Raw genomic sequence first — 11,556 nt, 5'->3', positions numbered from 1 at the left:
TGATATAACGCAGATGATATGTTCCAGCCGCTCAATTTTCTGCACCGCATCATCCCCTCTCACCTTTTTGCGGGAGCCCTCTCCGCCGACGAGGGTGAGGCAGCGGGTGGCGGTAGCTCACTGGTGATTGGATAGCGCCTCGATCGGCTGCCCCGTCGCCGGCGACGGGAGTCTTCGTCGACGATCCGGGCCGGTCGGGCGGCCAGGCGATCGAGCTCAGCTCCTCGGGGCGGCGGCGCCCCGATCCCGCGGCAGGCCGAGGATGCGCTGCGCGACGATGTTCCGCTGCACCTCGCTCGTGCCGCCGGCGATCGTCATCGAGCGGTCGCCCAGGTACTGCCGCGCCCAGCGCCCGTTCGAGGGCGCGTGCGAGTCGTCCATGAGCGCCGCATAGGGACCCAGGACCTCCATCGCCGTCTCCGAGAACTCCTGGGTGAGCTGCGTCGTGGTGAGCTTCATCGCCGCCGAGAGGTGCGGGTTCATCCGCCCGCGCAGCGAGTCGGTCAGCGCGCGCAGCCCCGAGTAGCGGACGATCGCCGCCTTGGTCGCCAGCTCCGCGAGGCGCTGGCGGACGCGCAGGTCCTTCTCCTTGCCCTGGCTGCGCGCCGTGGTGGCGAGCCAGTCGAGCGCGAGGTCGAAGCGCACGCTCCCCGCGATGCCGCTGCGCTCGTTGATGAGCGCGCTCGACACCACCTCCCAGCCCTGCCCTTCCCGGCCGAGGAGATTCGTCACCGGCACGCGCACGTCGGTCATGAACACCTCGTTGAACTCCGCGCTGCCGTCGATCTGCCTGATCGGCCGGATCTCGATGCCCGGGGTGCGCAGGTCCATCAGCAGCAGCGACAGCCCCGCCCACTTGGGTCCATCCGTCGAGGTTCGCACCAGCACGAAGAACCAGTCCGAGATGTGCGCGTAGGTGGTCCAGATCTTCTGCCCGTTGACGACGTAGACGTCGCCGTCGCGCACGGCGCGCGTCCGAGCGGCTGCCATGTCGGAGCCCGAGGTCGGCTCGGAGTAACCCGTCGCCCAGATCTCGTCCGCCGTCAGGATGGGCGGGATGAAGCGCTTCTTCTGCGCGTCCGTGCCGTAGCCGATGATGGCGGGGCCGACCCACCAGATCGCCATCGCGTTCACCACCTGCGGCGCGCGCGCCCGGGCGAGCTCCTCGTTGAGGATCGCCTGCTGCATCTCGGAGAGCCCCGCGCCGCCGTACTCCTTCGGCCAGGCGGCGCCGAGGAAGCCGGCGGCGTGCAGCTTCCGCTGCCAGGCGCGCATGTCGTCGAGCGTCTTGAGCGACCCCGACGCAGGGACGTTCTTCTCGAGCCAGGCGCGCACGCGGGTGCGGAAGGCTTCCTCCTCGGGGGTGTAGGACAGATCCATCGTCGCGACCTCCGGCGGGCCAATCTAGCCGGGCGCAGCGGGCGAACGCCAGCACCCTCCCGGCGGTGGAGGGGAGCCTTTCTCCCGCCGCGCATCGCGCCGCGATGGCTCGCGAGACGGTATCGATCGCGGTATGGAAAATGCCATGATCACGACCATCGACGCGGCTGTTCGCGTCGTCGTTCCGAAGGACGTCCGTCAGCAAGCGAGGCTGTCGCCCGGCACGCGAGTGGATATCCGCTGCCGGGACGGCGTGGTGGAGATCGAGCCCGCACCGCTGCCTGTGCGCCTGCGCCGGCAAGGCCGGCTCCTGGTCGCCGTACCCGAGAGCCCCACACCTCGCCTCACGGGCGCCGCCGTCGAGCAGACCCGCCGTCGTCTGCGCCGCGAGCGTGGCACGGAGTGAGCCGCCCGACTTCGAGGTCCTGGTCCCGGAGAGCATCGCCGGTGCATTGACAGCCGGGGACCGGACCGGCACCCTCGCGCCGTGCCCGCACCCCGGAAGTTCCGCATCGGTCTCGTGCAGATGCGCTGCGCGCCCGATCCCGCCGCGAACCTCGAGACGGCGACCCTGCGCGTGCGGGAGGCCGCGCGCCAGGGCGCGCAGGTCGTCTGTCTCCCGGAGCTGTTCCGCTCGCAGTACTTCTGCCAGCGCGAGGACCACGCCGGCTTCGACCTGGCCGAGCCGGTGCCGGGCCCGACGACCGACGCGCTCGGCCGGGTGGCGCAGGAGTCGCGCGCCGTCGTGATCGCATCGGTCTTCGAGCGCCGCGCGGCGGGCGTCTACCACAACACGGCGGTCGTGCTCGACGCCGACGGCAGCGTGCGCGGCCTCTACCGCAAGATGCACATCCCGGACGATCCGCTCTACTACGAGAAGTTCTACTTCACGCCCGGCGACCTCGGCTTCCGCGCCTTCGACACGGCCGCCGGGCGGATCGGCACGCTCGTGTGCTGGGACCAGTGGTACCCGGAGGCGGCCCGCCTGACCGCGCTGGCCGGCGCCGACGTCCTCTTCTACCCGACCGCCATCGGCTGGCACCCGCGCGAGAAGGCCGACCACGGCGAGGCGCAGGTGTCCGCCTGGCAGACCATGCAGCGCGCGCACGCGATCGCCAACGGCGTCTACGTGGCGGCCGTGAACCGCGTCGGGCACGAGGGCCCGGCCGACGGCGGCCTCGAGTTCTGGGGCGCGTCGTTCGTGAGCGATCCCTTCGGCGTGGTGCTCGCCGAAGCCTCGCGCACCGCCGAGGACCTCCTCATCGTCGAGTGCGACCTCGCCCACCAGGAGGAGGTGCGGCGTAACTGGCCCTTCCTCCGCGACCGCCGCATCGACGCCTACGCGGCGATCACCCGGCGCCTGCTCGACTAGGGCAGAGTCCTGGTGACGACGCCGGCCGCTCTCGGCTACCGCATGCCGGCGGAGTGGGAGCCGCATGCGGCCACCTGGCTCGCCTGGCCCCACGAGCGGAGCGACTGGCCGGGCAAGTTCGCCGCCATCCCGTGGGTGTACGCCGAGGTCGTGCGCCACCTGGTCCCGGGCGAGCGCGTGCGCATCCTCGTCGGCGACGCGGTGAGCGAGCGGAGCGCCCGGCGCGTGCTGGCCCGCAGCGGTGTCGACGTGCGCCGCGTCGACTTCTTCCGCGTGCCGACCGACCGCTCGTGGACGCGCGACTTCTGCCCTCTCTTCGTGCGGCGCAACGACGGCGACGTTGCGCTCACCAACTGGAAGTTCAACGGCTGGGCGAAGTACCCGAACTGGAAGCGCGACGCCGCCGTCCCCGACCGGCTGGCGAAGCTCCTCCGGCGCCGGCAGTGGAAGCCGGGGCTCGTCCTCGAGGGTGGGAGCATCGACGTGAACGGGCGCGGCACGCTCCTCACCACCGAGGAGTGCCTGCTCTCGCCGGTGCAGGCGCGGAACCCGGGGGTGGAGCGCGCCGAGCTGGAGCGCGCGCTGCACGACTACCTCGGCGTGCGCAAGGTCCTCTGGCTCGGCGGCGGCATCGTGGGCGACGACACCCACGGCCACGTCGACGACCTCGCGCGCTTCGTCGACCCGCGCACGGTCGTGGTCGCGAGCGAAGAGGACCCCACCGACCCGAACTACGACCCGCTGCGCGAGAACCGCGAGCGCCTGGCGCGCATGACCGACCAGGATGCGGCGCCGCTCCGGGTCGTGGAGCTGCCCATGCCCGCGCCCGTCCTCTTCGACGGCGAGCGCCTGCCGGCCAGCTACGCGAACTTCTTCGTCGGGAACGCGGCCGTGCTGGTCCCGACCTTCAACGACCCGCGCGACCGGCAGGCGCTCGAGACGCTCGCCGAGCTCTTCCCCGGCCGGCGCGTGGTCGGCATCCATGCCGGCGACCTGGTGCTCGGGCTCGGCTCGCTCCACTGCATGACGCAGCAGGAGCCGGCGTGAGGGGCGCTACAGCACCGCGACGCGCGCCTTGATCCCCGAAACGCGCGGCAGCCCGCGGTCCCGCGTGAGTAAGGTCGCCGGGAGCCAGACCGTGCGGATCGGACGGCGCTCCTGTCTCGAGCTCAGCTCGCCCGTGCCGCCGCGCCGAGGGCCCGGGCCGGCGCCGTGCTCTCGCGCCGGATCAGGTAGCAGAGCGGCCCGACGCTGCCGAGCGTGAGGGTGAGGATCACGTAGGGCACGAACTCGATGCCCCGCTCGCGCGCATCCTGCCACATCCAGAGCGTCACCAGGCCGAGCGCGATGGTCAGGTCGACGAACCCGAGCAGAGCGCCGGTCGTGCCGAGCGCCTGCTCGAAGACCCCGGCGTAGCCCACCTGGTATACGCCCCAGGCCTCGAAGCCGCCGAACGCCAGAAGCACGAGCGACAATCCCAGCTGCTTTCCGTTCATGACTCCCTCCTTGGCGATGGGTTGGTCCACAGCTCGCGGAGCGGCCCGACCAGCGCCTCGGGCCGATCCTCGGGGAAGAAGAGCTTCGCCTCGGGCACCTCGACCACGCGCGTCACGCCGGGGATCGTCGCGCCGAGCCAGTGCGCCCAGCGCACGTCGAAGAACACGTCGGCGAGCGCCCACACGACGAGCGTCGGCACCCGCAGCCGGCGGAGCGCCGGCTCGATCGCCACCGTCTGCGCGCAGTCGAACGAGAGCCAGTAGCGCCGCATGCTCTCGATCCGCTCGGGCGTGGCGAGCAGCGGCTCCAGGTACACGCGCACCGCCTCGTCGGTCGGGGCCGACGGGTCCGCGTAGGCCACGCCCAGGCCGGCGGGGGAGCGCGCGAAGCCCGGGTCCGCGAGCATCAGGCGCGCGGCGTCGATGAGCGCCCCGCTGCGGGCCGCCTCGATGATCGGCCTGACCGCCTCCGGCGGCCAGTTGTCGTGCGTGTCGCAGTTGGTGAGCGTCAGCGTGCGGAGCCGTTCGGGGTGCCGGGCGGCGAAGAGCTGCGCGATCCCGCCGCCGCTGTCGTTGCCGACCAGGTCGATCGGACCCAGGTCGAGCGCGTCGCAGAGCTCGGCCAGCATGCGGGCCTGCGCGGTGAACGAGACGTCCTGGTCGGGCGCGATCTCGGTGTAGCCGAGGCCCATCAGGTCGAGCGCAATGCAGCGGTGGATGTCGCTGACCGCGTCGATGACGTGCCGCCAGTGGAAGCCGTTGAGCGGCACCCCGTGCAGGAAGACCGCGGCCGGCCCCCTCCCCTGCTCGACGTAGGCGATGCGGCCGGATGGCGTCTCGGCGAAGCGGCGGCGTGCGTGAAAGGTCTCGGCGTCCATGCCGGCGTGACGCTCCACGGATCGTGCCAGGGCGCGCCGCACGCCCCGGCGAGCCGCGGGCACCGCGCGGTGTGGCGCCGTCGCCACGCCCGTTGCGCCCGCGCCCCATCGGCCGGCGTTGCCATGGGGCTCCGGAGTGCGTAACGATCCGGCCCGGGACTTGCGAGGGCGCCGGACATGAAGCTCGTGCGGGCACGCTGGTGGGGAGCCGCCGCCGGGATCGTCCTGGCGGTGCTCGACACGCTGACGATCTCCGCCCTCGGCGTGCGCTTCGAGATGAACGGCCATGACGTCAGCCCGCTGCTGGTGGGCGTATGGTTCGGCTCCTCGTTCGCCCTCCTTGGCTTCCTCGCCGGCTACGTCGTCGAGGGGCGCCGTCGCGACCGCCGCCAGGCCGAGGTGATCCGCGCGCAGACCGAGGCGATCGCCGCCACCCGCGCCCGCCTCGCCCAGACCGAGAAGCTCGCCGCGCTCGGTCAGCTCGCCGCCGCCGTGGCGCACGAGGTGCGGAGCCCGCTCGCCGTCATCCGCTCGGCAGCGCAGGGCCTCGCCGAGTCGCTGCCCCGCGACGACGAGGAATCGCGCCGGGCCTACTCCTTCATCACGGCCGAGATCGACCGCCTGGGGAACGTCGTCGACTCGCTCCTCGCCTTCGCGCGCCCGCTGCGCGTCGAGGCGCGGCCCGTGTCGGTGCACGAGCTCTTCGACCGCGCGCTTCTCCTCGTGCGCGAGGAACTCGACGGCAAGGCGCTGCGCGTGCGGCGCGACGAGCCCCCGCTGCTGCCCGAGGTGCGCGCCGACGGCGATCTCATCTGCCAGGTGCTCCTCGGGCTCCTCGCCAACGCGGCCGAGGCGGCGCCGAGCGGCGGCGAGGTGGCGCTCGCGGCCGCGGCGGCCGACGGCGCGGTCGAGATCGCAGTCGCCGACTCCGGCCCCGGCGTGCCGCCCGAGCTGCGCGCCCGCATCTTCGAGCCTTTCTTCACCACGCGCCCGCGCGGGACGGGCCTGGGCCTCGCCGTCGCGCGCCAGATCGTCGAGGCGCACGGCGGGCGGATCGAGGTCGGCGAGCGGACGGGCGGCGGGGCGCGCTTCACGCTGCGCCTCCCGGCCGCGGCATGAGCGCGCGCGTCCTCATCGTCGACGACGAGGCGCGCATGGCGGAGGTGATCGCTGCGGCGCTGCGCCGCGCCGGGCACCAGTGCGAGACGTGCGCAGGCGGCGAGGCGGCGCTCGCGGCCCTCGAGGAGCACGGCGCCGACGTGGTGGTGACGGATTGGAAGATGCCCCACATGGACGGCATCGAGCTTCTCCGCCGGCTGCACGCGCGCCGGCCGGGCCTGCCCGTGATCCTCGTCACCGCGCACGGCACCGTCCCCTCCGCGGTCGCGGCCATGCGCGAGGGCGCCTTCGACTACGTGACCAAGCCGTTCGACAACGACGAGCTGCGCGCCACGGTCGGGCGGGCGCTCGAGCTGACCCGCCTCGAGCGCGAGAACCGCTGGCTCCGCCAGGAGGTGGCCAGCCGCTACGCGCCCGAGGCGGTGGTCGCCGAGAGCTCGGGGAGCCGCGAGCTCCTGGCGCTCGTCCGCCGCGTGGCGCCGAGCCGCGCCACGGTGCTGATCCAGGGCGAGAGCGGCACGGGCAAGGAGCTCGTTGCCCGCCTGCTCCACTACTGGAGCGACCGCGTCGGCCGCCCGTTCGTCGCCGTCAACGTGAAGGCCTTCGCCGAGGGCGTCCTCGAGAGCGAGCTCTTCGGCCACGAGAAGGGCGCGTTCACGGGCGCCATCGCGGCGCGCGCCGGCTGCTTCGAGCGCGCCCACGGCGGCACGCTCTTCCTCGACGAGATCGCCGAGATCGCGCCCGACATCCAGGTGAAGCTCCTGCGCGTGCTGCAGGAGGGCGAGGTCCTGCGCGTCGGCGGCGGCGCGGCGCGCGCGGTCGACGTGCGCGTCGTCGCGGCGACCAACCGCGTCCTGCGCGACGAGATCGCGGCCGGCCGCTTCCGCGAGGACCTCTACTTCCGCCTGAACGTGATCCCGATCCAGCTCCTGCCGCTGCGGGCGCGACGCGAAGATGTCGTGCCGCTCGCCCGTCACTTCCTCGCCCACCATGCCGCCGAGGCGGGCCGGCGGCTCGCGTTCTCGCCCGAGGCCGAGGAGGTGCTGGCCGCGCACGACTGGCCCGGGAACGTGCGCGAGCTGGAGAACGCCGTCGAGCGCGCGGTCGTGCTCGCGCGGGGCAACACGATCGCGCCGGAGGACCTGCTGCTCGAGGAGCGGTCCGCGCCCGCGCCGGGTGCGGACGGGACACTGCAAGACGTGCTCGACCGCGCCGCCGCCGCGCGCATCCGCGCCGCGCTCGACGCCGTGGGCGGCCAGCGCGCCGAGGCGGCGCGCCTGCTCGGCATCGACCGGACGACGCTGTATCGGATGATGAAGCGGCTCGGCCTCTGAGACCCTGCGACGTCACCGACCCGCCATCGCGCCGACCAGAGGACCGCGACCAGGTTGTACTTCCGCGCCGGGCCGGGCGCGCGCGATGGAACTAGAGACCGCCTGGGCCCGGTGGCGGCCCGCCGCCGGGGCCGATGTCCGGGGGCCAGTCGAGGGGCGCGACCTGCCCCGCTGCGAACTCGACGGTCGGCTGGCTGCCTGAAGTGTTGTCGAGCCCGTCGGTCAGAGCGCCCGGCTCGAGGTGTACGCTGGCGGCGGTCTGGTCGCCCGGCAGCGTCACGCTCCAGGTCCCCCGCAGCGGGTCCCACAGCGCCGCGAGAACGCCCGGGCGCAGCCGGGATCCCTGGCGGAGCCGGAAGCGGAGCACGCCCCCCTCCGGACTCTTCGGGCGAGACAGAATGTCGCGCCCGGGGTCGGGCGGCGGGTTCTGGGCGACGAAGTCGAGTCGGGTCCGACCGCCGGCGATGCGCGCCGCCGTGAAGCCACGCACGCGAAGGCCGCTCGAGGGGAGAACGTCGAAGGGCGCGGTGGTGAGCGTGTACCGCGCGCTCACGATGCGCACGCGGTAGGTGCCGAGGGCGAAGTCGCGCGCCACGTCGTAGCGTGCATGGTACTCGCCCCCCGTCTCCCGCCACACGAAGGCAAAGCCGAGGTCGGAATCCACGAGCGTCCACGACCCGTCCGCCTGCTGGCGCTCGAGCACGAGGAACGGCGCTCCCACCGGGCGATCCTGGCCACGGAGGCCGCCGTGCCAGACGATCTCGAAGGTCCACATGCGCTCGACGGGCGGGGACGGCCCCGCGTCGAGCGTCCCCGCGACGCCGCCGTCGCCGCTGGGTGGCGTGCCGGGATCCGTGGTCCCCTCGGGCGGCGCTGCCGCCGGAGGAGGCGCGAGGGTGCCAGCCGCCATGGCGGAGGTCAGAGCCGTGTGCGTCTGCACGATCAGGTTCCCCGACCACAGGCCGAAGACCGTGTGCCCGCCCTCGTAGTGCTGCTGGTCGTACTCCTCGGGGGTCGTGTAGTAGCCCGTGTAGTTGTTCGCGAGGCCGACAACGAGCGCGTCGGCCACCCCGGCCGGGGCGGCAGCCAGGCCGGCGGCCCGCGCGCGGCGCCCCATCTCGGCGGTCGGCTCGCCCGGCACGCTGAGGAGGAGCCGGTCGCCGACGCGCAGCACCTGCACCTCGGGCGTCGTCGTGTACGGCGCGGGGCCAACGATGATCTTGCGCCCCTGGATCGGGTCCGCCTCCTCGGCCGGGCGCCGCTGACCCTCGGTCCCGAACTGGTAGAAGATCGACGGCCCGTCCTCCGCACCACCGATGAAGGCAAGCCCGTAGAGCGGCTCCGGGCTCACCTGCTGCCCGGGCGCGATCACCTGCCCACAAAAGCAGATCTTGGTCCACCGCGCGTCGAGGGGCAGCGCCGCGGAGAGCTGGCCGGCGGCGGCGTCCCACGCCGCCCGCATCGCGCGCGCGACGCGCTGGCCCTCCTCGTCAGCCGCCGTGTTCTGGTTCGGGCCGGCGAAGGCGGGGCTCTGGTCGCCCTCGGTGCCGTTGCTCACGATCGCGAGCGGGGCCTCGACGCCGAGCGACGCCGCGAAGCGGCGGACCGCCACGCCCGGCCAGTCGGACGACCACGTCGTGTTGGCGGGGATGAAGTTCGTCGCGTGCGCGGAGAAGTGGACCCAGGCCGCCAGTGGCTTCGGGCCATCGGACGTGTCGCGGTCGATCCGCAGGAGGCTCAGCAGCGGCGCGATCGTGTGCGGACGCCCGAGCGGGTCAAGCCCGGTGCTGCCCTCGCCGCGCGGGAGGTCGAAGCCGTGGTCGGCGAGGTGGGCTTCGATCGAGCGGTTGCCGCTCGCGTCCTCCAGGGTGGCGGTCGACCATGCGCCGCGGGCCGGCGCCCGCGCGTCGTCGGCTGCGCGCACCGCCCGCGCCACCTGCTCGAGGAGGAAGTCCGGGTACTCCGTTGGTCCTGCGTGCGTGTGTGTGCCGGCGAATAGGAGGTTGTCGTGCGTGAAGCCGCGGCTCCCGAGGCGCGAGACGAGGGAGTCCTTCGCCGTGGGCGAGCGGAAGTCGGTCTGCTCGGGCCCCTGGAGGTCGGCGGTGACGAGCGCGAGCTTGTGGGTGCCGTCGTCGAGCACGAGCGCGCGGGCCGTGAGGCGGAGAGCCACGCCGTCGGCCCGGATGTCGGGCCGCACGTAGCCGAAGAACTCCCCGCCCGAAGCCGGCGTGATGTCCGTCACCCCGACCCCCGCGCGGAGCTGCCCGTTAGCGGCCGCCGCGACGAGGACGGGTGCGAGGACGATCGCCGCAACTGCTCTCGGGCGCGTCGCCATCCGCTCCCGTGCGCGCACCATGGCCCAAGTGCACCGAGCTTGCCCCGAGCGCGGCCCCCGGCTCAACACCGGTAGAGGGCATGCGCCCGACGGCCGCAGGTGAAGAAGCGCGCGAACGATGGGGGAGGCGCTCCGCCGTCAGCGCGTGACCTGCAGCTGCCGCCCGCGCGAACGCAGGGACGCGCCGCTCTTCACGGGGGGACGGGGTCTCGACCCTGAGCGTCGAGCCCGACCGGAAGGATCGGCAAGGGCACGCAGCGCACGTTCGGGTCGCAGGGCATCCCCCGCACGGCGGCAGCGTAGTTGCTCTGGCATCGCTCCTCGCAAGGGGCCCGATCGAAGGCCCTTCCCTCGCGGCTGCATCTCGCCCGGCGCGCGCAGCCGGCCATGCAGTCGGCGAGCAGGGCCTGTTTCCGAAGCGCGGTGGCGACGCACGAAGCCCGTGCCGGCGAGGTGAGGGTGACGCCAGTAGCGGCTCCGATGACCGTCACCGCGACGATGCATTGGATCGTTCTCACCAGCATGATCGTTCCCATGCTCCGACCGGCAGCAAGGGCGATGCCACCGCTCGCGCGCCCGGCGGTGTGGAATTGGTTCACGAGGCGCGGGGACAGGGGTCCAGTCGAGTGGACGGTCGTCCAGGATCCGCCACGCGACCTCCTTCCCGATCGGCACCCGCGGGTGGGAGGTGGCCGCAGCGCCCGGGGCGCCGGGTGCTCCCCGCGGGTAAGGATCACCTTCTTCCTCGACCATCACGCGCACTGAGGGCCGTTGACAGACCGGGGCCCACGCGACGATATCCTTTCGTCGCATGAGCTATCAGCCGATAGAGAACTACGGGGTCATCGGCGATCTGTGCACGGTCGCTCTGGTCGGCATGAACGGATCGATCGACTTCATGTGCCTGCCGGAGTTCGACTCGCCCTCCGTCTTCGCCGCCCTGCTCGATCACCGCCGCGGCGGCCGCTTTCAGCTCGCACCCCTGCTCGATGGGGCGCGGCAGAGGCAGCTCTATCTGCCGGGCACCTGCGTGCTCCTGACGCGCTTTCTCGCGACCACCGGCATCGCCGAGGTGTCGGACTTCATGCCCGTCGAGGACGCGGAAGGCGAGCACAACGTGGTCCGGCGCGCCAAGACCGTGCGGGGCGAGGTGCGCTTTCGCATGCTCTGCCAGCCTCGCGTCGACTACGCGCGCGAGAGCCCCGCTGCCGAGCACACGCCCGACGGCGTGCGCTTCGTCGCGTCGGGCAACCATCCGATCGCGCTCCATCTCCGCGCGTCGGTGCCGCTGCGCATCGAGGCCGGCGCCGCGGTCGCCGAGTTCACCCTGCGCGCGGACGAGTCGGCCTCGTTCGTGCTCGAGCAGATACGGCCCGGAGAGGACTCCCCCAGCGCCGCGCCCGACTACGTCGCGGACGCGTTCAAGCGCACCGTCAACTTCTGGCGCCGGTGGCTCGGTCGCTCCTCCTACCAGGGGCGCTGGCGTGAGATGGTCAACCGCTCCGCGCTGACCCTCAAGCTCCTCACCTCGCGGCCGCACGGCTCCATCGTCGCGTCCCCCACCTTCGGGCTTCCCGAGGAGGTCGGCGGCCAGCGGAACTGGGACTATCGCTACACCTGGATCCGCGACGCCTCCTTCACG

10 protein-coding genes are annotated in these 11,556 nt (G+C 72.9%); 6 read left to right on the top strand and 4 right to left on the bottom strand.

Annotated elements, in window-relative coordinates; genetic code table 11:
• Positions 1-216 precede the first annotated feature (216 nt).
• A complete protein-coding gene (locus E6J59_03310) occupies positions 217-1,380 on the bottom strand; it encodes a hypothetical protein (protein ID TMB22716.1) in 1,164 nt (387 codons plus the stop codon).
• Between the two features lie 145 nt (positions 1,381-1,525).
• Here E6J59_03310 and E6J59_03305 point away from each other — a divergent pair, with 145 nt between their 5' ends.
• The 3 genes from E6J59_03305 (at position 1,526) to E6J59_03295 (ending at position 3,799) form a co-directional block, all read left to right on the top strand.
• Positions 1,526-1,786, top strand: coding sequence for an antitoxin (locus tag E6J59_03305; protein TMB22715.1), 261 nt, complete (start codon positions 1,526-1,528; stop codon positions 1,784-1,786).
• Positions 1,787-1,867: 81 nt separating this feature from the next.
• Positions 1,868-2,752: a carbon-nitrogen hydrolase gene (locus E6J59_03300; protein ID TMB22714.1), complete on the top strand. Its 885-nt coding sequence runs from the start codon at positions 1,868-1,870 to the stop codon at positions 2,750-2,752.
• A 42-nt stretch (positions 2,753-2,794) separates the two neighbouring features.
• Positions 2,795-3,799, top strand: a complete 1,005-nt coding sequence (locus tag E6J59_03295; GenBank protein ID TMB22717.1) for an agmatine deiminase family protein — start codon at positions 2,795-2,797, stop codon at positions 3,797-3,799.
• A gap of 122 nt (positions 3,800-3,921) precedes the next feature.
• On the opposite strand, the gene E6J59_03290 is transcribed toward E6J59_03295, so the two are convergent.
• Together E6J59_03290 and E6J59_03285 are read right to left on the bottom strand one after the other, a co-directional pair.
• On the bottom strand, positions 3,922-4,248 hold the full coding sequence (locus E6J59_03290) for a DUF2834 domain-containing protein (GenBank protein TMB22713.1): 327 nt from the start codon (positions 4,246-4,248) through the stop codon (positions 3,922-3,924).
• Positions 4,245-5,126: an alpha/beta fold hydrolase gene (locus tag E6J59_03285; protein ID TMB22712.1), complete on the bottom strand. Its 882-nt coding sequence runs from the start codon at positions 5,124-5,126 to the stop codon at positions 4,245-4,247. The genes E6J59_03290 and E6J59_03285 overlap by 4 nt, the downstream gene beginning before the upstream one ends.
• 177 nt (positions 5,127-5,303) lie before the next feature.
• Between E6J59_03285 and E6J59_03280 the strand changes: the two genes are divergently transcribed.
• Together E6J59_03280 and E6J59_03275 are read left to right on the top strand one after the other, a co-directional pair.
• Positions 5,304-6,245, top strand: a complete 942-nt coding sequence (locus E6J59_03280; protein ID TMB22711.1) for a hypothetical protein — start codon at positions 5,304-5,306, stop codon at positions 6,243-6,245.
• A complete protein-coding gene (locus E6J59_03275) occupies positions 6,242-7,579 on the top strand; it encodes a sigma-54-dependent Fis family transcriptional regulator (GenBank protein ID TMB22710.1) in 1,338 nt (445 codons plus the stop codon). The genes E6J59_03280 and E6J59_03275 overlap by 4 nt, the downstream gene beginning before the upstream one ends.
• Before the next feature lie 91 nt (positions 7,580-7,670).
• On the opposite strand, the gene E6J59_03270 is transcribed toward E6J59_03275, so the two are convergent.
• A complete protein-coding gene (locus E6J59_03270; protein TMB22709.1) occupies positions 7,671-9,935 on the bottom strand; it encodes a hypothetical protein in 2,265 nt (754 codons plus the stop codon).
• Positions 9,936-10,725: 790 nt separating this feature from the next.
• Here E6J59_03270 and E6J59_03265 point away from each other — a divergent pair.
• The coding region (locus tag E6J59_03265; GenBank protein ID TMB22708.1) for a glycoside hydrolase family 15 protein at positions 10,726-11,556 on the top strand (831 nt) is incomplete at its 3' end.

Source organism: Deltaproteobacteria bacterium, from assembly GCA_005879795.1.
In the GTDB taxonomy this organism is placed as follows: Bacteria; Desulfobacterota; Binatia; order DP-6; family DP-6; genus DP-6.
This window is presented reverse-complemented; position numbering and strand designations above follow the sequence as displayed.

What these genes read in the sequence shown, in the direction of transcription:
- E6J59_03310 (TMB22716.1), bottom strand. Translation starts at nt 1,380, where the DNA reads ATGGATCTGTCCTACACCCCCGAGGAGGAAGCCTTCCGCACCCGCGTG.
- E6J59_03305 (TMB22715.1), top strand. Translation starts at nt 1,526, where the DNA reads ATGATCACGACCATCGACGCGGCTGTTCGCGTCGTCGTTCCGAAGGAC.
- E6J59_03295 (TMB22717.1), top strand. Translation starts at nt 2,795, where the DNA reads ATGCCGGCGGAGTGGGAGCCGCATGCGGCCACCTGGCTCGCCTGGCCC.
- E6J59_03290 (TMB22713.1), bottom strand. Translation starts at nt 4,248, where the DNA reads ATGAACGGAAAGCAGCTGGGATTGTCGCTCGTGCTTCTGGCGTTCGGC.
- E6J59_03285 (TMB22712.1), bottom strand. Translation starts at nt 5,126, where the DNA reads ATGGACGCCGAGACCTTTCACGCACGCCGCCGCTTCGCCGAGACGCCA.
- E6J59_03280 (TMB22711.1), top strand. Translation starts at nt 5,304, where the DNA reads ATGAAGCTCGTGCGGGCACGCTGGTGGGGAGCCGCCGCCGGGATCGTC.
- E6J59_03275 (TMB22710.1), top strand. Translation starts at nt 6,242, where the DNA reads ATGAGCGCGCGCGTCCTCATCGTCGACGACGAGGCGCGCATGGCGGAG.
- E6J59_03270 (TMB22709.1), bottom strand. Translation starts at nt 9,935, where the DNA reads ATGGTGCGCGCACGGGAGCGGATGGCGACGCGCCCGAGAGCAGTTGCG.